The 22,905-nt window shown below is 39.1% G+C and carries 14 protein-coding genes; 3 read left to right on the top strand and 11 right to left on the bottom strand.

What is annotated here, in order from left to right; genetic code table 11:
* Window positions 1-9: 9 nt before the first annotated feature.
* Together malQ and D5I41_RS01525 are read right to left on the bottom strand one after the other, a co-directional pair.
* Complete coding sequence (gene malQ / locus D5I41_RS01520; protein ID WP_119008171.1) at window positions 10-2,196, bottom strand: 4-alpha-glucanotransferase; 2,187 nt, start codon at window positions 2,194-2,196, stop codon at window positions 10-12.
* A 230-nt stretch (window positions 2,197-2,426) separates the two neighbouring features.
* Window positions 2,427-4,880, bottom strand: coding sequence for a glycogen/starch/alpha-glucan phosphorylase (locus D5I41_RS01525; protein ID WP_119008172.1), 2,454 nt, complete (start codon window positions 4,878-4,880; stop codon window positions 2,427-2,429).
* 581 nt (window positions 4,881-5,461) lie between these two features.
* On the opposite strand from D5I41_RS01525, the gene malT reads away from it, so the two are divergent.
* Window positions 5,462-8,167: an HTH-type transcriptional regulator MalT gene (gene malT, locus D5I41_RS01530; RefSeq protein ID WP_119008173.1), complete on the top strand. Its 2,706-nt coding sequence runs from the start codon at window positions 5,462-5,464 to the stop codon at window positions 8,165-8,167.
* Window positions 8,168-8,279: 112 nt separating this feature from the next.
* Here malT and D5I41_RS01535 read toward each other — a convergent pair whose 3' ends face one another.
* Both D5I41_RS01535 and D5I41_RS01540 read right to left on the bottom strand, forming a co-directional pair.
* Window positions 8,280-8,828, bottom strand: coding sequence for a sugar transferase (locus D5I41_RS01535; RefSeq protein ID WP_186811119.1), 549 nt, complete (start codon window positions 8,826-8,828; stop codon window positions 8,280-8,282).
* A 25-nt stretch (window positions 8,829-8,853) separates the two neighbouring features.
* Window positions 8,854-9,804, bottom strand: a complete 951-nt coding sequence (locus D5I41_RS01540; RefSeq protein WP_119008174.1) for a UDP-glucose 4-epimerase family protein — start codon at window positions 9,802-9,804, stop codon at window positions 8,854-8,856.
* A gap of 119 nt (window positions 9,805-9,923) precedes the next feature.
* Here D5I41_RS01540 and D5I41_RS01545 point away from each other — a divergent pair, with 119 nt between their 5' ends.
* A complete protein-coding gene (locus D5I41_RS01545; RefSeq protein ID WP_119008175.1) occupies window positions 9,924-11,786 on the top strand; it encodes a nucleoside-diphosphate sugar epimerase/dehydratase in 1,863 nt (620 codons plus the stop codon).
* Between the two features lie 378 nt (window positions 11,787-12,164).
* On the opposite strand, the gene D5I41_RS01550 is transcribed toward D5I41_RS01545, so the two are convergent.
* A complete protein-coding gene (locus D5I41_RS01550) occupies window positions 12,165-13,316 on the bottom strand; it encodes a glycosyltransferase family 4 protein (RefSeq protein ID WP_119008176.1) in 1,152 nt (383 codons plus the stop codon).
* 74 nt (window positions 13,317-13,390) lie between these two features.
* Here D5I41_RS01550 and D5I41_RS01555 point away from each other — a divergent pair, with 74 nt between their 5' ends.
* Window positions 13,391-14,476 carry a CDP-glycerol glycerophosphotransferase family protein gene (locus D5I41_RS01555; protein WP_119008177.1) on the top strand — a complete coding sequence of 362 codons (1,086 nt, stop codon included), beginning with the start codon at window positions 13,391-13,393 and terminating at the stop codon, window positions 14,474-14,476.
* Here D5I41_RS01555 and D5I41_RS01560 read toward each other — a convergent pair.
* The 6 genes from D5I41_RS01560 to D5I41_RS01585 form a co-directional block, all read right to left on the bottom strand.
* Window positions 14,471-15,574, bottom strand: a complete 1,104-nt coding sequence (locus tag D5I41_RS01560; RefSeq protein WP_119008178.1) for a CDP-glycerol glycerophosphotransferase family protein — start codon at window positions 15,572-15,574, stop codon at window positions 14,471-14,473. The two genes, D5I41_RS01555 and D5I41_RS01560, sit on opposite strands and share 6 nt — an antisense overlap.
* A gap of 2 nt (window positions 15,575-15,576) precedes the next feature.
* A complete protein-coding gene (gene tagD / locus D5I41_RS01565; RefSeq protein ID WP_119008179.1) occupies window positions 15,577-15,972 on the bottom strand; it encodes a glycerol-3-phosphate cytidylyltransferase in 396 nt (131 codons plus the stop codon).
* 11 nt (window positions 15,973-15,983) lie between these two features.
* Window positions 15,984-16,775: a hypothetical protein gene (locus tag D5I41_RS01570; protein ID WP_119008180.1), complete on the bottom strand. Its 792-nt coding sequence runs from the start codon at window positions 16,773-16,775 to the stop codon at window positions 15,984-15,986.
* Window positions 16,762-18,504 (bottom strand): hypothetical protein, encoded by a 1,743-nt coding sequence (locus tag D5I41_RS01575; RefSeq protein WP_147094857.1) that lies wholly within the window; start codon window positions 18,502-18,504, stop codon window positions 16,762-16,764. The genes D5I41_RS01570 and D5I41_RS01575 overlap by 14 nt, the downstream gene beginning before the upstream one ends.
* Before the next feature lie 70 nt (window positions 18,505-18,574).
* Window positions 18,575-19,693, bottom strand: a complete 1,119-nt coding sequence (locus D5I41_RS01580) for a CDP-glycerol glycerophosphotransferase family protein (protein WP_119008182.1) — start codon at window positions 19,691-19,693, stop codon at window positions 18,575-18,577.
* Between the two features lie 13 nt (window positions 19,694-19,706).
* A complete protein-coding gene (locus D5I41_RS01585) occupies window positions 19,707-22,898 on the bottom strand; it encodes a hypothetical protein (RefSeq protein ID WP_119008183.1) in 3,192 nt (1,063 codons plus the stop codon).
* Window positions 22,899-22,905: the final 7 nt, after the last annotated feature.

Consider the following 22,905-nt stretch of genomic DNA (forward strand, 5'->3'; position numbering starts at 1 on the left):
AGTCAATTATCATTTTTTGGAAGCTTGATCACGAACTTCTGTTAAACGTTTTGCTATATGATTAACGGCTTCACGACCAAACATCTCTTCAAGGTTCACAGACAGTTTACGACGCCAGTTTGGATACTCTTCAACAGTACCAGGGATGTTCACTGGTTTTTCCATTTCTAGCCAATCTTCTAGCTGTACGCTTAGTAGAGTAGAAGAACCGGCTGCAACGTGCAGTTGTAGGCCTTCAGCAAGGAAGCGATCCATAGGAACCCACTCTGCGTTTTCGCCAATGCCTGTCGACAAGAACTGTGGGTTATTTTCACGAATTGTGTTCAAAATACCCTGCTTACACTCTAAGCGATCGTCAAATAGACCTGCAAGCTGCTCTTCATTTGGATACAAGCCTAGCTCAGCACCCAGTTTCAGATCATCACAGTGCCAGAAGCCGCGTAGCGTTGGCATATCGTGAGTACATAGCGCTGACATTGATTGCTCTGTGTAATCCGTTGGCTTGATGAAGCTACCATCTTCGTGGTTTTCGAAGAAGAAGATCTTGTACGAGTGAACACCTGCGTCACGCAAGATATCAACGATTTCATCAGGCACAGTACCCAAGTCTTCACCGATCACTGAACACTGGAAACGATGAGATTCTAGTGCAAGGATTGCTAGCATGTCTTCGACTGGGTAGTACATGTACGCACCCTTGGTCGCGTTCTCACCCTTCGGAATCCACCAAAGGCGTAGAAGACCCAATACATGGTCAATACGCAGTGCACCACAGTGCTTCATGTTGGCGCGCAAAAGCTTAACATATGCATCGTAGCCAGTTTCTTGCAACACCTGTGGGTTCAGCGGTGGCAGACCCCAGTTTTGACCAAGAGGACCTAGCACATCCGGCGGAGCGCCGATGCTTGCATCTAGGATCAAGTTGCCGTCGTCAGCCCATGTTTCAGAGCCAGAATCCGCAACACCTACTGCAAGGTCACGATACAGACCAAGGCTCATACCCTTCTCTTCTGCTAGAGCTTGAGCTTCGTTGATCTGTGTATCTGCAATCCACTGCAGGTACATGTACAGCTCAACCAAGTCTTTATGATCTTTTATAAACTTCTGAGAGCCTGCGCTATCAAAGCGGCGGTACTTCTCAGGGAATACAGGCCAGCCCCACATGTGTTCATCGGCATCACGCAGTGTTTTGTGCATTGCATCAAACGCTGCTTGATGAAGCAGGCTTTCTCCGCCTTCTTCAACAAAGCTCAAGAACGCTTGTGCACGCTCAGTGTTTTTGTCTAGGTGACGAGATTTAAACTCAGCAAATAGAAGAGGCAATACCGCCATCTTCAGATCAGACACTTCGCTGTAGTTTACGTGCTGAATCTCACGCGCTTTTTGCAGACGCTGTTGGAACTCAGCGCTACCTACCTTCTGCTGCGCTTCCACACTTAGCGCAAACTCAGGTACTGAACTCACATCAATGTACATGATGTTCAACCAGCGGCGAGAAGATGGGCTATAAGGACTAGCGCCTTCTGGGTTTGCAGGGAACAGTGAGTGGATTGGGTTTAGACCCACAAAATCACCGCCACGAGCAGCGATATCACCCACTAGTTGTTTCAGATCGCCAAAGTCACCGATACCCCAGTTGTGAGGAGTACGCAGGGTGTAAAGCTGGATGCTTGGGCCCCACAGTTTTTTGCCGTTTTCAATATCACTTTGTTTGAAGCACGCCTTTGGCGTAACGATCAGTGTCATCTCATAAGGGGCTTTACGACGCTTACGAGTCACGATCAGTTTGTGGTAACCCCACTTAATTTCAGCAGGTAATGCAAAGACCAGTGGGCCACCCTCTTTGCGCTCATCTCTTACGATTTGAGACTGCAGGTAGCCTTCAAGGACTTCACCTTGCTCTGTTTCTAAACGCCATGCAAACTCGCTTTCACGAGCGCTAACGCCTAGGTTTAGTTCCACTTCTACTGGCTCGTCATCACGAACCACCAGCACTGGCGCTAATACTTCTTTCTTGTGCATTTTCTCTGCTGATTTAAGCAGTGCTTCGTCACTACTCGTATCGTAACCTAGAGCTGCAAGTAAGCGTTCAATGGTTTCATCTTCAACGCTTGCTTGGTCTCCCCAAGCACTGACATAGCTATCGGCAATACGAGCCATTTCAGCGACTTTTTTTAGTGCGGATTGTTCTTTCATCGCTCTCTCCGAAGACGAAACACGCCTTCAAACAAAATAATATTTTTATAAAAAGCTGTCAGCTTTAAGCTTCAAGCTATCAGAGGTATCGTCATCCTGATGAAAATCAGGATCTTAGGAAGCACATTAATAAGCCCTGTACTTCCCAAGCTCCTGGGTATTTGATATTCAAATTACAGGATGACGGCGTAATTCAAGGGTGAGACATATTTCTCACCCTCAGTTTTTGATTAACGCTTAACTGGTTCTAGTTTCCAGATGTTGTTCACGTAGTCACGAATTGAGCGGTCAGAACTGAACTTACCAACTAAAGCAGTGTTCAAGATCGCTTTCTTCGCCCAACCCGCTTGGTCTTTGTATTGCTCGCCCATATCTTCGTGTGCTTTCACGTAAGATGCGAAATCTGCAAGACATAGGTACGGGTCGCCGCCGTCTAGTAGGCTATCGAATGTTGCACGTAGCTTACCTGGTTCACCTGGAGTGAACTCTTCACCTAGTAGAAGGTCCATAGACGCTTTCAGCAGGTGGTCAGCATTGTAGTAGTCAAACGGGTTGTAACCGCGAGCACGAGTCTCGTTCACACCGTCAACGTCTAGACCGAAGATGTAGATGTTTTCATCACCCACTTCTTCACGGATTTCAACGTTAGCACCGTCCATCGTACCGATAGTTAGTGCGCCGTTAAGAGCCATCTTCATGTTACCTGTACCTGATGCTTCTTTACCTGCAGTAGAGATTTGCTCAGATACGTCAGATGCAGGGATGATGATCTCTGCAAGGCTCACGCGGTAATCCGGCATGAATACCACTTTTAGCTTGTTGCCGATGCGCGGATCGTTGTTGACCTTCTCTGCAATCTTGTTGATTGCGTAGATGATCTCTTTCGCTAGGTGGTAGCCCGGAGCCGCTTTCGCTGCAAAGAACACAACACGAGGTGCCATATCAAACTCAGGATCGTTCAATAGACGGTGGTACAAAGACAAGATGTGCAGCATGTTTAAGTGCTGACGCTTGTATTCGTGCAGGCGCTTGATTTGAACGTCAAAGATTGCATTGGTATCAAGCTCGATATCCATGTTCTCTTTAACCCAATCAGCAAGGCGTTGCTTGTTCTCTTTCTTAATCGCCATGTACTCTTTCTGGAACTTCTTGTCTTCTGCGAATTTCGCGATGTCAGACAGTTGCTCCAGATTAGCTGGCCATTGGTCACCAATCTTCTCTGTAATAAGAGTTGATAGACCAGGGTTACAGAACTTCAACCAGCGACGTGGAGTCACACCGTTTGTTACGTTGTGTAGACGCGTTGGGTATAGCTCATTGAACTCAGGGAACAGGTCTTTCTTAACCAATGCAGAGTGAAGTGCTGCTACGCCGTTAACTGCGTAAGAACCAACAACACATAGGTTTGCCATGCGAACCATGCGGTGGAAACCTTCTTGGATGATAGAAAGCTTACGTTGCTTCTCTACATCGCCAGGCCACTTCGCGCGAACTTCCATTAGGAATTCGTGGTTAATGCGGTAGATGATTTCCATGTGACGAGGAAGCAGACGCTGAATTAGCGACTCAGACCAAGTCTCAAGTGCTTCTGGAAGCAATGTGTGGTTTGTGTAAGCGAAGGTCTTAGTTGAAATAGACCATGCTTTTTCCCAGCCGAAGCCTTTCTCATCAACAAGGATACGCATCAGTTCAGGGATAGCGATTGTTGGGTGAGTATCGTTCAGCTGAATTGTTTCGTACTTAGGAAGATCAACCAGTGCATGACCAGCAGCTTCGTGACGACGCAAGATATCGCGGATAGATGCAGCAGAGTGGAAGTACTGTTGCATTAGACGCAGTGTCTTACCTTTTTCGTGGTTGTCGTTCGGGTAAAGTACTTTAGTAATGTTGCCCGCATCGATGAGTGAGTGCTGAGCTTCAAAGTAATCGCCGTTGTTAAAGCTTTCTAGAGAGAAAGGTGCGATTGCTTGACATTCCCACAAACGAAGTGGGTAAACCGTATTTGACTCGTAACCTACGATTGGCAAATCCCAAGGCATTGCGCGAACAGACATACCTGGAACCCAGCGACGTTTCTCTTCGCCATTTTCCATTACTGTTTCAACGTGACCGTAGAAACCAATTTCTTGAGCAATCTCAGGACGTACTAGTTCCCAAGGGTAGCCTTCAATACCACGCCATGCATCAGGTGCTTCTTGCTGTGCGCCTTCTTTGAATGATTGCTTAAATAGGCCGTATTCGTAGTGAAGACCGTAACCTACTGTTGGGAATTCTTGAGCGGCACATGAATCCATGAAACATGCTGCCAAGCGACCTAGACCACCGTTACCTAGTGACGGGTCGCGCTCTTCTTCAAGAAGGTCTGTTAGGTTAAAGCCTAGCTCGCCCATTGCGTCAGTTACGTTCTCGTAAAGACCCATGCTGATCAAGTTGTTGCCCGTTAGACGGCCAATCAAGAATTCTAGTGAAAGATAGTTAACGCTTTTTGCGTTTTTGATTTTTTCGTCTGATTCAGTTTGAAGCAGGTCAAGGGTAGTGAATTCAGCTAGGGCCTGGCCCATTGCTAGATACCATTGACGGGTAGATGCATTCTCTTCAGTCGTAGCGTAAGTAGAAGTAAGGTGTTTCTTAACGCTTGCTTGGAATTGTTTTTTGTCGAACTTTTTTTGTTGAGCTGGTTTCATAAAGGAACTCTCATCGTTTAGTAATTTCCATCTGTGGCCATCATCCTTCAACCCTGACAATGCTTCATCCTCCTACTAAGAGGGATGATTAGGAGGAGGATTTGGGGCGTAGGGGGGTAGAGAGAAATGAGTTGTTGAGCTAGATCCCACAATAAGGGGGTGACCCCATACAACGCGAGACAATGATCACACTAGAGTGCAATTAAGCATTCATGTGCAAGATATAAATGGGAGCTAAGTAATTTTCTGTATTATTGAAAACGTGAAATCAGTCACGCGAAAACTCGGCTTCCTTGTATGATTTTTCCGACAATCCTGTGCAGGTGCGACCGTGCTACCCTTTGAAAACTAGGGCATAGTCGATCCACATCACAAATCTAAGGCGTAGAAAGCAGAAATAGAGGACACCTAAACTAAATCAAAGCAGGATCGGAGAAAAGAAAGAATAATCGCCCTAGAGATGCCCGACCGGAATGCCGGCCCAGCGGAATGCCGGCCCAGAAAAGCACTCGGGGAACTAACAACGTCATCCCCGAACGCTTTTATCGGGGAACTAATAAAGAACAAATAGGTAAGTAACCATGTGGATCCCATCAAAACTGACTCGCCCTGGACGCCTTCACAACGCTATCGTACGTCCTCGTGTTTTGGATTTACTCCAGCAAGCACCTTTCTACAAGTTAGTATTACTTCGCTCTCCAGCAGGTTACGGAAAAACCACAATGGCGGCACAATGGCTGTCAGATAAGGCTCACGTAGGTTGGTACAACCTAGACGAGAGTGATAATGACAGCTATCGCTTTATTAATTACTTTATTCAGGCGCTGAACAAGGCCACGGATAATGCGTGCACTAACTCTCAAGCGCTAATAGATAAGAGACAATACTCATCCCTACACTCCCTGTTTGGTGAAATCTTTGGCGAACTAACCAACAACGTTCACGAAACCTATTTAGTGCTAGATGATTACCACTTCATTAACAATGAAGAGATCCACGAGGCCATGCGTTTCTTTATCAAGCACATGCCTGATAATCTCACCGTCGTTGTCACCAGTCGCTCTAACCCGCCATTAGGTACTGCAAACCTTCGTGTTCGCGATTTAATGATCGAAATTGATGATGATTTATTGGCATTTGATAAAGAAGAGACCACTCGCTTCTTTAATATGCGCATGAAGGAAGAGATTGACGAGACGACTGCTGATGACCTGCGCACCTACGCAGAGGGCTGGCCATCAGCGATGCAGTTGATTGCCGTACAAGCTCTGCAACAAAATAAGCCTATTCAGCAATCACTGCAAAATATCAGTGAGTTTAATCACACCCACTTGTGGGATTACCTTGCCGAAGAGGTGTTTGATTTCGTTGATACCGACACCAAAGAATTCCTGATGCAATGTTCGGTATTAGACAACTTTAGTGATCAACTAATCATAGATGTGACGGGGCGCGAAGATGCGCTTAGCATGCTAGAAAACCTGAACAAATACGGCTTGTTTCTCAGCACAGCATCAAGTGAAAATAACTGGTATCGTTTCCACAATTTATTCAGTGAATTTTTAACTCACCAAAGGCACACATACCTGCCTCAACAAGAAGTGGCACTGCAAACTGCAGCCGCTCAATCATGGCTTCAACACGACCGTCCTATTCAAGCACTCGTCCATGCCCAGCGCGCAAAAGACTCAGAATTGTGTGCGAGCATCATGCAAGAGCACGGTTGGAAGATGTTTAACAGCGGCGAATTGACCACGCTAGAGAAAGCCATCGCAGAGCTAGATACGGATCAGCTATACAAAACAGCAAAGCTACCGCTACTAAGAGCTTGGCTTGCTCAAAGCCAACACAGATTTAATACCGTTGGCGATCTATTAGCAGAAGCTAAGCTTGAGCTAGATAAACGCAACATTGCCCTATCCATTAAAGAGCAAGGCCAAGTAAGAGCACTCAGGGCACAAGTTGCGATCAACCAAGGTAAACCAGAAGAAGCGCTTCGATTAGCCGAGTTAGCACTGAGTCAGATAGACAACAATGACTTTAGGAGTCGTATTGTAGGCACCTCAGTCATCGGTGAGGTCAATCACGTGTTAGGTCGCTTAGATCGCGCCCTACCTATGATGCAACAAACTGAGAAACTGGCTCGTCAATATCAGGTATTTCACCACGTACTATGGGCATTGATTCAGCAAAGCGAAATACTAATAGCGCAGGGATACATTCAAGCGGCGTATGAACTGCAAGATCACGCGTTTAAAGTCATCGAAGAACACCATTTTCAACAAGTTCCTCTACATGAGCACTTGTTAAGAACCCGCGCCCAAATCCAGTGGTGCTGGAACCGCTTAGATGATGCAGAGCTTTCTGCCTATAAAGGCATCGACGTATTGGCTAACCAGCCAAGTGGTCACCTACACGGCTACTCAATGTTAGTACGTGTGGCGCTAGGCAGAGGCGAGCTTGATAAGGCCGGCCGTTTTGTGAAAAACATCGAAGCACTGCTCGCAGAGTCAAACTACCACATCGATTGGTCAGCGAATGCATCGTTCTCGCAAATTTTGTACTGGCAAGCCAGCAAAGACACTACCGCAATCCATAACTGGCTCATTCAAACAGAAACGCCAACCGATGCCACCAACCACTTTAACCAGCTACAGCTTCGCAATATCGCTCGCGCACAAATCGCCTGCGACATGCAAACGGAAGCCGAAGACACTATCGCATTCCTACAAGAGCAAGCTAACTCACACGGCTTGGTGACCGACATTAATCGCAATTTGATTGTAGAGGCAGTTCTAAACATCAAGTTAGACAACGAAATTACAGCCAGTGAAAAGCTAAAACAAGCACTAAGCATGACCAACCAAACAGGCATGCTAGGCAATTTCATCGTCGATGGAGCAACCATCAACAAGCTTCTAGAAAAACTAGTCAACAAAGGACACCTTGGCGACCTAGAACGCCACCGCGCCCTGCAGTTGCTAAAAGAAATAGGCAACAAACAACGCAGCCGCGCCGTCCACTTCGATGAAGAATTCGTCAATCAACTGGTCAATCATCCAAATATCCCAGAACTGATCCGCACCAGTCCCCTCACCCAGCGTGAATGGCAGGTACTAAATCTCATCTATTCAGGGTTTAGTAATGAACAGATTGCTCAAGAGTTGGATGTTGCAGGAACGACGATCAAGACGCACATTCGGAACTTGTATCAAAAACTGAATATTGCGAACAGAAAAGAAGCGATTGAGACGGCTGAAAATTTGTTACGGTTAATGGGGTACTAACCATCATGTCCAAGACACTGTGATATTGAATTTCTAGTTAAGCAGGAATACAAAAAAAAATGTCATCCCGGAGAATTCTACGAATTTCTCCGGGACCTTAGAGGTTAATTATCTAAACCCTATCTCCAGCACCCTTCCCCAGCACTGTTTGAACTATATACTTGAAATAATTACCAAGAGACATTGTGTCGATCATCTTAGCATCCCACTGTGCCAACAATTCGGGAGTAGACATATCAATCTCATTCACTTGAGCAAGTCCTGTGATTCCGGGTCTTACTGAAAATACATTCAGAGCCTCTCTAGCATCAACCATTTCTTGTTGATTTGATAAACACGGTCTAGGCCCTACCAAACTCATTTCACCCTTAAGCACATTCCATAACTGGGGCAATTCATCGATTTTGGTTTTACGCAAAAATCCACCTAATTTAGTGACAGTACTTGCACCTACAAGATGTGTAGCAACCGAAGCGGTATCAACTGGCATAGTTCTAAATTTTATCAGTACAAACTCTTTTTGGTCCTTACCTACCCTAAGCTGTCTGAAAATGGGAGAGCCTGTGTCGAAATAACCGATAATCCAAATCACGATTAAAACTGGCCACAAGAAAAGTAGGCCAAGCAAAGAGAACACAAAATCCAATATGCGAATCAACAATTTACCATTCCTTTATCTATATACGTTACGACTTGTTTGCTAAGTATGCGTCTACGGTTTCCTGGATGCCTCGTTCAAACGGCACAGGCGGAGTCCAATCTAGTGCACGCTTTGTACTTGAAAGGTCAACTTGAAGGCTACTGCAAAGCCGTTGCCCTACATCTTTTTTCCCTAATACAGATGATGCAAACTTAAGCCATGTTTCTGGGATTGGTATCATTCGATTTGGCTTTTTCATACTGTGAGCTACTTGTTTTAAAAGCTCAGAAGTTGACACATCATTGTCATCGGAAACCATAAACACATTGCCTGCTGCTCTAGGGTTAGAACAACAAATCAGCATTAAGTCGACCAAATTGTCCAAATGCACCATACTACGTTTATTATTTATAGCACCCAAAGGCAACGGGATACCTTTGTCAATCCATTGAAGGAGCGAATGAAAATTTGCTTTTACACCTGGACCATAAACGAGTGGAGGACGAATTATCACTACTTCCAATCCTGTCTCCTCTGCAACTTTTCGCAAGCCAACCTCTGCATCCCATTTACTCGCTCCGTAAGCGTCTGCAGGTTTAGGCGCAATTTCTGGCAGAAATTTCTGACCTTCTAGTGTAGATTCGCCATTTACTTTAATCGAGCTCAGAAAGACAAATCGTTTAACGCCCTGCTCTGCAGCTTGCCGTGCTAAATTGATGGTTCCTAAAGCGTTCACTTCATGATAATGGGCACGAGATTGTGCCTTTGTTTCGTTCATCTGATGCACACGCGCTGCACAATGAACAATGCAGTCAATTTGTTTGAAGGCTCCAGACCAATCAGTTTTCGAATCAATCCCTGTGACAGTAAAGTCTTTCGTTATTCTATCAGTGCATATCGAACGGTACTGCGCTGTCACATCGTGACCAATACATTTTGCCATTTGACAGAATCGGTGCCCAACAAAACCACTAGCGCCTGTTACAAAAACTCTCAAAATTCCATCTCTATCAGGGACTAACGCCCATTACTGTTTAAAAGGTTCTAGTATAAACCGTAGAAGGAAATTACAATAACAATGAATCTAAAAATGTATCTAGCGAGCAATACTTCTCAATGCGTAATCCTTATAGCTTTCTCCTGTCAGCCGATCGTCAACACAAACGTATCATCACCGTTTGTTATGACATTGTAGCGATTGTCCTCTCACTTTATTTATCTATCGCAGTCCGTCTAGGAGTCTTTTATGTACCGTTAGGCCTAGATGAACTTGCTACCATAGTAGTTACATTATTGACGACCATATTTTGTTTTATGAAGCTTGGTATGTATCGAGCCGTATTGAGATATATGATGGTACCAGCCCTTGGCAATATCTTCTTGGGTGTTCTTATTTCAACGGTATCTCTCGCACTATCCGGTTTTTTCATTCAGTCTTTTATCCCTCGCAGTGTCCCATTTATTTATGCTGGTATAGCTATTCTTTCGCTAGGGGGGCCTAGAATACTAATTAGAACCCTATTCCATCATTATTACCGTAGAAAAAAACCGAATGTTCTCATTTATGGCGCAGGAGCTACTGGACGAAACCTAGCTTCCTCGTTAATTCAAGGTGATGAATACCATCCTGTTGCAATTATTGATGATGATAGGAGTAAGGATGGGAACATTATCTATGGTTTGAGAGTACATCACAGTAGCGACTTTCAACGCTTAGCTTCATTATACCAGCCCCAAAAATTGCTTTTAGCGATAAACAACATATCACAAGGTAAGAGATTAAGGCTCTTAGACGAACTGTCACATTGGCCAATTGAAGTACAATCAGTACCATCACTAGAAGAAATAGCCTCGGGTAAAGGTTCTCCTACAGAAGTCCGTGATTTAGATGTAGCAGATCTTTTAGGCCGTGCGCCTGTTGCTCCAGTTCAAGATCTGATGTCCAAAAATATTTTGGACAAAGTAGTTATGGTTACTGGCGCTGGTGGCTCTATAGGCGCCGAACTTTGTCGACAGATCATTTCACAAAAACCAAAAGTACTAGTACTATTTGAACTAAATGAGTTCAATCTTTACACTATAGATCAAGAGCTTAAATCATCAATTAATAGGTTAAAACTCGATTGTAAACTCGTGACTTGTCTAGGATCAGTACAAAATGAAAATCGCTTAGTCAACATTATGAAATCAAACGGCGTTGATACTATCTATCATGCGGCAGCTTATAAACATGTACCTTTAGTTGAGGATAATATAATAGAAGGCATAAGGAATAACGTATTCGGAACGCTTTCTTGTGCTAATGCAGCTATTGAAACAGGTGTAGGTAATTTCACACTAATATCGACTGATAAAGCTGTTAGACCTACCAATGTAATGGGTGCGAGTAAACGACTTGCCGAACTGGTGCTTCAAGCATTGGCTGGAGAAAATAGTGCGACCACTTTTAATATGGTTCGGTTTGGAAATGTTTTGGATTCTTCTGGGTCAGTCGTTCCTTTGTTTAAAAGCCAAGTGCGTAAAGGCGGACCTGTCACCGTAACTCATCCTGACATTATACGTTACTTTATGCTGATCCCTGAAGCAGCACAACTTGTAATTCAAGCAAGTGCAATGGGCAAAAACGGGCAAGTATTCGTTCTGGATATGGGCGATCCTGTTAAAATTTTAGATCTTGCTCGACGTATGATCAAATTAATGGGCATGCATGCATATGTTAAAGATCAAGATGATGAAGGTGACGTTGAAATTCAATTTACCGGCCTTAGGCCTGGTGAGAAATTATACGAAGAGTTACTAATTGGAAGTAATGTTGAAGGGACTTGTCACCCAAAAATAATGAGTGCTATTGAAGAACAACTTACTTTATCTGAACTTGAAATTTCACTTGATCATTTAGATAAATCCTGTCATCAATACAATACAGATATAATTAAAGAGATCTTATGTAGATTACCGTTAAACTATAAAGAAGAGTAAATTCTCAATGATACAAGTTTCTGTCTATTTACTTTTGTAATAACTGTAAATGAGACAACCTTGTTTAACTATTAGTTCAATAAGTGTAGTAATGTTTTATAAGTATTTTTTGACTACTCCATCAAGTTCTAAACACTACTTCACTTATATATGTACATTCAGCACCCTCAATTTCAGATAAAAATTCCGATGCTAAGTGCAAGTTGTTTGATAACCTTAATAATTTGTTCTTCCGTGTATCACTTTTTCATTTAGAGAACTCCATACGTTTGCTGTAGTTAAAAAATCTCGTCGAAGTCATACTGTTAAATCATGGGGAAAGATCACGGCCTTAAGTCAAGTCAAGTCAAGTCAAGTCAAAATATTCTCAACCTCGAGCTATTTACTATACTGCTTATATATGTGTAAAAATTTAGAAATGACCATATTATCGCTGTAAACTGTACGGACTTCATGCAACAGTTTGTTAGCATAATGTTGGTAAGTACAAGGGTCAGATATAATATCGCAAATACATGCTCGCCATTCTTCAGCATCCATTGGAGATAGTAGCCTTCCATTGACTCCATCCGTAAGCAGTTCATTACAACCACTCACATTTGAGGCGATCACAATGCGCCCTGTGGCACCGCCTTCGATTAAAATTCGAGGAATCCCTTCACCGTAACGTGTAGGTAACGCTACGACATCTACCTTGTTCAAAACGGAAGCCATTGCATCTCCATTAACGGAGCCAAGCCACTTAATTGTCCCCTCATTCGATAACTGTTCTACTTCTTCGTAGGAGTATGCATTTCGCGACGATAAATCAAATAACCCCGCAACCCAAAGTTCAACGACAATATCAGAGTCCTGGAGTCTTTTCACCGCTGATATAAGGGTATCTAAGCCTTTATCCTTAAGAAGTCGAGCAGCAAACAACACGGAAAGTTTCTTGTTTGTTCTTAGGTTATCCAACGGTTTAGAAGTAGGGTAAAACCTAGATGTATCGACACCGGCCCCCCCGATATGAATCAATGCCTGATTTCGTCCAATCTCAGAACGCTTGAATATGTTAAGATCTTGTTTGTTCTCAAAAATGAAAGCACCTTTATTTGCCTGACCCACTAAATAGTAGAGCCCGATGATCAATGGTCTAAGTACCCTAAAACGATAAGAATTACTAGAAAAAACTGCACCTAAGCCAGTTATACTTTTTATTGAAGGTACCTTTAATAGACCAGAAACTAGACCACCGTATATAGAAGGCTTAATTGTAATACAATGGACTAGATCAGGTTCATGACGTTTCAAGAGTCTGTATAGTGTGAAAACCGTACGTATTTCATGAAATGGGTTTAACCCGCTTCTAGAAAAATCTACATCCAAACACGTAAAGCCAAGCGATTCAAAATATTCTTGGTTTTTTACACTAGTAAAATGAGTTGCTACCGTAATACGATAGCCATTCCTTTGAGCGGCCACAGCTCGATTCAACCAATGAAGCTTGAAATACCAATCAACGTTGATAACGTAAATAATTTTTTTCATATTTCCTATTGAATATTCTAGTTGAACCAAGCAAGCTTAAACGATTATTTGGTTAAATGTAACATAGTAACTATATGCACACTATCTACCGACACAAAATACTACGTTTCGCTATACAGTTGTCACTAGCGATAGCTCTTTTTCCTTTAAAGTTAGTTTTTAGTATCGTACCAAAAAGAAAAGACCAATGGGTTATCGGGCACAACCATGGGTTTTGCGATAACGCGAGGCTTATCGCCCGTGAAATCACAAGATCCTATCCCGATATAAAAGTCATATGGTTAAAATCCGACCCAAATCATGTTGTTGATGCTAACATTGAAAGTTACACCAAGTATTCATTGATGGGTATCTATTACCAGTTGACATCCAGAGTTTTCATCGTTTCAACTGGCTTAAATGACATAGGACGTTTAACGCCATATTACGGGTGCCACTACTTTAATCTCTGGCATGGTTGGCCAATTAAAAAAATTGGGCTTGACTCCAAAGAAACTAGTCCCACAGCCAATGATAAAATAAACAAAATCTATAGAAGTCTATACTCATACTCTAACCAACGATATAGTGCTTTTTTTTGTCACAATGAACAGCAAGCTATCATGTTTCAACAAGCATTTGGGGTAGACAAAACAAAAACCCTAATCACTGGTTGGCCTCGACTCGAAAGAAAACAATCAACTAAAACCTCACATATGACCTTTGCGCCGACCTGGCACCCCAACAATGTCATTACACATAACTTGATCAAAATTGTCATCGACAAATTTAAACAGCAATCCAAAATAAAAAAACTGAACATCTGCCTTCATCCATTTGACAGAAAAATGTTAGATTATCTAAACGCTAACTATACAACAAAATCCATTAGTTTCGACTGCGGCGATACTATGGAAAAGATACAAAAATCGGAACTTGTAATCACCGATTTTTCGAGTGTTGCGGTAGATGCCGCAGTAACTTACAACTGTAAAGTAATTTTATTCTATAACGATATTGAAATGTATTGTAGTGAAAGAGGTATATATGAAAATCTATCAAACTTGATGTCAAACGAACTTGACTTTACAAACACCTTAACTAAGGAAGATTTTAAAGTATACCCTTCTAATGTAAACTGTTCAGAGCGAATCATTTTTCATATTAAAGCTTACTTATAAAAGTATTTTCAAAAGTTCATCGGAAGATGAAATAGCTTTAGTCCCATGGTATTTATCATAAAACTGAGTTTGTTTTTTCGATATTGATTTGCTTTTAATACGTTCGTCAATACTCAAAATTAGTTCGTTAAACGCATATAGCGGTTTGCATGGAATAGATTCCATAAAATCAAAGATAAATCCATGTTCTTTGGTATAATTATCAATATCAGGAGTATAGATTATTATAGGCCTATTTAATAACAAGTAATCTACCCAAATACTTGAGTAGTCCGTTACTAGCAAATCCGTATGCCTCAAAAGTAGCATTGGATTTCTAAAATCAGACACATCAATAACGTTTTGCATTTTCAACAAGCGGTTTTCATCTGAAAAAGATGAAAACTTATGGCTTCTTACCAGAAACACTATGTTATTTTCAAGTAAGTATTTCTCTAGTGTTACCAGCTCGACTTCATCAAACAGCATTGGATCATTTTTAATATGACTATCTCCACGGTATGTGGGAGCGAACAAAATTGATTTATCATACTCCTGAACAATCGATTCAATGACATCATTTTCACTATATAGATCTATATCTTCCAGTTCTGTACGTTGACAAGTGAGGTAGTCGTTTCGGGGCAAACCAAAGGTAGTAACGTTAAAATATGGTACATTTAAAGCAGAACAAAGCAACAATGCGTCGTAACTTGAAGCTGATACTACTAAGTCTGTAATTTTAGATTGTTCTATCAGAAATTTCTTATCAAACCTTTCTACTGACAAAAATCGAATTTTCTTTATAGGACTGCCATGCCAGACGTTTACATTTATATGCCTGCCTGATCTTAAGCCTGAAGGAATGCTATGATCGAAAATAATTGTTTTAGATCTAGCCAATCGCCATATACTTTTGAGAATAATTAAGACACTGTTCGGGTTTATGTCGTTTCCATCGACAACAACTATTTCAGTTCTGTGACGTAGTTTCGCATACAATACCTGTTGATTAGTATCCCAACTTGTTCGAGGTGTAATGTAAAAGCACACTTGATTCTTTTTGGGTAACAGAAGATCAAAGACGGACAGTACAACGTTGAACATAACCTTGAGCATAATTATTTAAACTTATTGATGATTTCTTTTTTTCTTTCTGTTGTGGAAACACCTTCTGTTCGTGGCAGATACACGACCTCGCAATACTCTTTTAAGAAATCAAATTTACCTTTCCAATCTTCACCGATAACGAATACATCTATATCGTTTTCTATAACATCCTTGACTTTTTGCTCCCAAGACGTCTCTGCGATAACTTCATCTACATACTTAATAGCATGTACAATTTCAGCCCTTTCGTAATAAGGTTGTGCACATACTTTACTTTTAGATTCCAAATTGAACTCATCAGTTGATATTGCTACTGTCAGATGACCTCCTAAAGCTTTGGCTCTCCTTAGTATATTCAAGTGCCCTATATGAAATAGATCAAATGTACCATATGTTAATATTTTCATTGTACTCGTCCTTAAAGAAAGTAAGTTCGTAGTTTAATCTGACAGTTAAAAAATGACTTCAAGGCACCAAAACCTAGTCTAGAAAGAATAAGCATTAATACGGCGAAGATTACAGAAATTTCTAAATTCAATATAACTGCAATTATACCGACAAATGACAGGAAGAAAATAAAAACACCCGAAATGTTGATAAATTGCTTACTATCAATGCCAAGCTTCGTCATTAATCTGGGCGAATGTGTAGAAAATGCCCATTGTTCAACAATTATTATATATATTGTTACAATGAATAAATAATACAAAGCATAATAATAATTAACAACAAATAAAGTAAAAATAACCGTACTAACTAATAAAACATCAGCCAAAACCTGACAGAAAGGCCCATATGTTTTTAGTATTACGGGGCGTTGTAAAACTCGCTCACGAATGTAGTAGTTTTTTATTTCTAAATGATTTTTTTGTTTGTTTACTAACTTAACTTTTAAAATACTCACAACAACACTAAAAATATAAAGAAAAGCAATAATTGCAAGCATTCCACCAATGTATAAATCACGACCAACAGACTGTTCCATTTCATGAAGTACTTCAATATTTTTAGAACCGGACAAGACAAACAACATTTTTAACGGTATGAACATTACAACCATATTAATGAATTTACTGGAAAATACCAATAAAGCAATCTTAATGAGTGGGATGCTCGTTTGGACTCTAAACATTCTAAACATATGAGGCATCATGCGAAAAAAATCTGCTGTTCTTCTGTTATTTTCCTTGAAGCGATTAATTAAGCCCATAGTTTGCCTCTATTTCATCTGCGATTCTATCAACCAAATCCTTCTTAGTCAGATTAGTCATATTGTTTATATATTTGATATTTTTGAACCAAAGATCCTCGTTGTTTGCCACAACACGCGAGCTTAGAGCATGATGATTAGTCAATGCATAAGTATCTACGCCCGACAATCCAGCTAACTCAAACACAGTCGTCGCGGCGGAAATCACAACATCAAGATTTTGCATGATATATAAAACTGTTGAAAAGTCATTAAATTGATCGATGTCTAACGTAACAAACTCACTACCGGGCGCTAATATGATGTCTTTCATTTCTGACGAACAATCATCATATTGAAGATTCACAAAAATTGTATCTTTAAGTTCAAAAATAGGTGATAATTCACGAGTTGAATAATAATGTTCATTTCGACCTGTCGTTTCTATTGTACTTCGCCAACTAATTCCGATCAATCTCTTGCCTTGAAGCCTAAGATTCGCAATTTCGTTTTGAATTTCTTTGTTTACTAAGTTAGCAGACAACTTAATGCTAGTTCTTTTATTATCTTTGAGATATTGACTAAATATATCACTGATAATATCAGTTAATATAGTTACCTTATCAAATCTAGCTAATTGACTATAAATAGCATTATCCATTAGGTGGTGCAGCTTAGCGTCCGGAAGTTTATTATACTTAGTTGCATTTCTCTCATCGACCCTGCGAGTTCTATCAACAGGATAAAAACGTATCTTAGGAAATAGCTCACTAAACAGTTCAAACAGCCTAGGCTCACAGGCAATGGTAATATTGGAGTTAACTTGGCTTAGAATATGGTATAAGCCAGAAAACCTGATTTCATCTCCAGGTCCCCAGCTAGCAAAAACAATAGGGGATTTAGCTCTTGATATTTGTTCTAAAGACTGAGTATATCTTTGATCAAACCTTACGTACATTACCTGTGATAAACGCTGTCGTTTATAGGTTCTATATGCCTTTATTAGATCACCTTTAGCAAACCAAAAATGTCTTTCGAGTTTATTATTAATTGCATTTGGATTGATCAATTTCGATATAGTCGACTTTAAGGGAGCATGAATTCTATCTGCTTCGAAAAATACTTTTTCAGCTGTTTCAAAACATCTTTCTCGTGTATATGCATCATATATACGCTCATACGATTTTATCGATAATATATTAGATTGAGTACTCTGATAAACATCAATAACACGTTTTGAGTTTCCAAGTAGTGAATAAACTTCTAATATTTCTTCATTATTTAGACAAGCAGTAAAGTATGGCTTTTCAATCAGTTTATTTAGATATGGCTGTTCATCAAACTTTGCTAACACATAACAAAAAGTAAGAGCTTTTAATTGCGGAGAATGAAGCGCCTTCTTTCTTAGATATGACAGTATCTCTTGCTTATCATGGTACTCACTAATAACTATTGACGTAGTGATATCATTGATGGCTATGGGATGTAAATTTACAGCTTCGCCAATATAATATTTAGAATCATCACTTCCTTTGACGATCAACGCTGCCCAACTATAATACTTACTCTTTTTTTCTTCTTCTACCCAAAGAGAATGAGAGTTCAACAGTTTAATATAATCCGAATATTGACGTTTTCGATACAATCGGTTTAATTTTTTGAATACTTTTTCTTTCCTTTTCTCTTCTTCATCTTTGACTCTAGAAAGAGGGGAACCAAATAATTTGTTGTTCCCTTGGTATTCCAACACTATTTTCCTAAAATAGGAACTAGAGTAGAATAAGCTAAGGGTTAACTTAAGGATATAATTCTTAATTAATCTACGCATTAGCTTTCAAAATATGCTCTACAAATCTCTTAGTGTTCGAAGCATCCTTATATTTGAAAAACATAGGCGATGGAACTGACTGGGCATTTCCATCGACATTTATCATACTCTCTAACGACATCAATAAGCTCGAAAAGTCTGTTGATATTTCTCCAGTCAGAACTGTTTTTAAAGGGTAAATCATGCCACGGTCGCCTCCGTACTCAGCTTCGTCAAATAAATACAAGCAAATGTTACTAGATATTAATGAGTAGTCTAACCACACACTAGAGAAATCGGTTATTAATGTATGTGTATGCTTTAGCACTGTGTTTGTAATTAAATAATGTTCTAAATTTACTAACAGTCCATTTTCCTCAAGTATCGGCATAGCCTGTAACTTACTGAATTTATGTGGTCGAATGCCGAGAACTGCATTATTTTCTTTTAAAAACTTACTCAATAATAATTCTTCATCTTTTGAAAATGCATTAATTTCATTATACTCTTTCCAAGTACCTCGATAAGTAGGCATCCAAGATACCAACTTCCTACCAGATAAAGTATTAACCAACTCTTCCTCTTGAGGGTCGGTAAACCACTCTAATCCACGCAAACCTAATAAGTCAGCTCTAGGCAAACCTGATAATATACATTTAGATGGTGGTAAGTTAAAACATGAGGCCATCACAGCTCTATCGAGGTTTGAAGAGCAAACGAGCCCATCTAAATTATTAGATTCAAAATCCAAAAATGCATCGGTAAAACGACCTTTATCAAGATGACGAATTGTTTTTAGTGGGATACCATGCCAAACATTATAAATCTCACGTTTCTTATTTGTCAAAAATCTAGGAATCGCATGATCAACAATTACATAGTAACTTGTAAAAAAGTCGAACAGACACCTGACTAATTGGAGAGTACTACGTTTCCTTTTTCCTTTGTAAGTTATTAACTTAATTTCAGGATAGTAGCAATTCAAATATTCTTTTACACATACTAAATTGGCGTCTAGAACACCCGTAGAGGCATATAAAACTACCTTTTTTTTGGATTTAGGAAAAAATGGGTCAATAACTAATCGGATTATACTAAAAATCCTATTTATGTTTTTCTTCTTAATTTTCATAGTAATTATATATTTAACTCTGAGTCGAAGTGTTATGTAGTATTTTCTTCAATGCATACTCCATATGAGCGTCATCTAGTTCAACTAGATTTCTTAATTTTTCTTCATGCCAGATCGGTATACCAACAGGATCATTAAGTAATTGACGCCGCGCATACTGGTTGGGAATTGCAGTTTCATGGTGCCCCATATAACTAACATAAGCCATAGCTCGATACTTCAATTTTTCATCGATAACCAAGTTTTGGGTATCTAGTAATTTTGATGCATAATCATTTCTATCTTTTGGATAGATTAGTTCTAAATGATAATCGAATAGACCAAAGTGACCACACATCATTACCGGAACTCCTAAACTAGTAAGCTCCATTGAAGAGGTACCATTCCACAAAACAGCGAGGTCGACTATCTGCGCAATCTCATATGTATTAAAACTCTCATGATCAAGAAATATAACATTATCAGGTAGAGACTGAGGAATTAAATCTCTTAGATATTGACCAATTTTCATTGCAATTTCTACTTTTAATTCATGCGGATGCGGTTTAATTAGCACTAACAATTCTGGAGATGACTGAGCAATTTCAATTGTATGGTTTAACCAATCTTTGAAACCAGAATGGGCAGGTCCCCCATCAAATGGTACAGCAGAATCAAAAACTATTTTCCCAAAACAGCATACTGTCTTCTTACCTTGATCTCTATGCTTGCGTATTTTTGTTATCAGTTCGTTACATACAGGAGTCTGTGAGAAATTTCTATTAACCTTGATTAATGCGTTGACTTTGTCAACAATATCTTTATTTTCTGGATTTAATGCCAACCAACTCTCGAATTTATTTTTTTCCGGCAAGAAAGCAGCTCTTATCTTTGGATTAAAAGATTGATTAACGATGCCAAAGCACTTCGAATAATTTGTAGAAAAATTAGAATAATAATTTTCGTAGGCAGCACCAATCGCTACGAAATTCATGTATTCAGAGTTCTTAGATAATATATAATCTCGAATGCAAGAATAAGGTGCTAAGTGCGAATTTCCACCAATAAATATTAATTTCTTTTTATTATTCCGTGCATAAGTATATACCCTATCCAAATAGGTAAGAAGAATTGATGCTCGTCTAACTCTAGTAATAAACTGCACTTGGTTAATATCTAAATTGTAGTCCACATCATAAGTACGACTTGAACATGCAGATGCTTCATAAAATCCGTGAAAGTAATTTACACCTTTAGACGATATGATTTTCTCTTCAATATTAACATTAAAAATATCGATATATTCTATTGTTTGTAACAACCAATCTGCATTAAATTCCCGATTGATCTTATCCAATTGATCGTCGATATCTTTAGTTTTTATTGAAAAAGCATTCAACAAAGACGTGAACTGAATCGAACTCGCATTGATCCAAGGAAATAACGCGAAAAATTGAGTTTTCGAATTCATACAACCGAGCGAAATGTCAATAATAATGGTATCTTGCTTTGTACTTTCATTCTCTGTTGCTAACAGTATTTTATTGCTAGTAGATATATGTCGAATAGTGTCAGCTCTGCTTTTCTGGTTAGAATATAAACTAAATGATTTCTTGGTTTTAATTCCGTTAGCTAAAACAGCGCCGTTAATATTACCACGTTGCAGAAGCAACACAAATTTCTGATAATCACTAATATAAGTATCAAGCAAAATTTCGTCATCTTTCGAGGTCAAAAATTTCTGTTTTTTCTTTCGAGTTAAAAGTACTTTTTCTCGCAATTCAAGTTCACTAGGTTCGACATTACTAGCGTACTGGTTGATGTGAAAATCATGTTGTACTTCAAAGTGGTTTTTCGATAAATAGTTTTCCCAATGACTATTATACTGTTCAAAAAACACACCTAAAGCGATGAAATCTTTCTTAATGGATAAATGTAATTTATCTAAATTTCTAATTGGATAAGGAGGTAGATTTTCAAAAAGAAATTTCACAAGTTGATCGTTTCTGTTTTCAATTAAAAGGCTTATTAAAACTGAAATATTCCGTATAGAAAGATTAGAGGCTTCAATTAGTTTACGCACCTGAACCTCGTTAATAAATCCATAGTCAACGATTCTTCCGCTCAACCTACGAGTAACAACTTGAACAGCAGTGAAGAAATCGTAAAAACCATCTGTCTTCAATAAATATTCAATATAATATCTCATAGATATAGATAATATTCTATTCAATGTATCTAACTTGCAATTAATAATTAGAGGTTCAGAAATCAGGTACAAAGCACTTGTTAATTCACAGTGATTTATGTATAAAGAATAATTATCTACAAATTTGTCTTCATTCTCTTTCGTCGGGCTTGATATGAATTCAATTAGTGATGCTAACAAAAGAGATGTTCTGCTTTTGTACGTTTCTGTAAGTTTCAATAAACTCTTGTGCTCTAAGTTATCTTCGATTAACTGGTCTGGTACAGTTAACACAAAGGAGTACAATAGATTATCAATCAAGTAATCTTCGTAAGGAACTAGTTTATTTTCAAATAGAGATATTGCCAGTTTTGGTAATATAACTTCCTGTTTTTTATTATCACTTGACAATAATTCAACATTTCCATTTATCATTTTGTATGTAACGAAGGAGAGTTTATCATCTGTAAAAACTGATGAAACTTTAGAGACAATGTTAATACTTGGAATATATTTATCAACTAATACATAGTTTAGTTTACCATCGATGAACTTACTAATTGCTTTATATTTCTTTCGATTAATCCCGATTACTTTCAGGTAAACGCGTGAATATTTATCAAGTTTAAGCCTATTATCCTCGATAAATTTTAAATTCTTCGCTCTAACTTCTAGAAATATTGTATTTGTATAATCATCGAGTAAAAAATAATTTCGCTTTGAAGTGATATTTATAATTTCCCTGATCGAATCTTGACTTAAATTGATACTTTCAGAACTGTTTATAAATAAAGTATTATTGTCGAAAAAACCATTTTCACCCAGTATTGGACTTGGTGACTTTACTATATACTTTTTTGATAGACTATTTTTAAATAAAACTAAAAGCAAAAATAATGGATAGTACAATTTTGAAGACAACGTATGTATCTCACGTATATCACTTAAATTATCTTTTCCAAAATACAATTCGACACCGAACACACTAAATATTGTAATGTTCTTGAATTTTTTAAGCTTCAAAAGTAAACGTTTCATTAAGTTA

Origin of the sequence: Vibrio superstes (genome assembly GCF_003569005.1) — a bacterium.
Classification (GTDB): Bacteria; Pseudomonadota; Gammaproteobacteria; order Enterobacterales; family Vibrionaceae; genus Vibrio; species Vibrio superstes.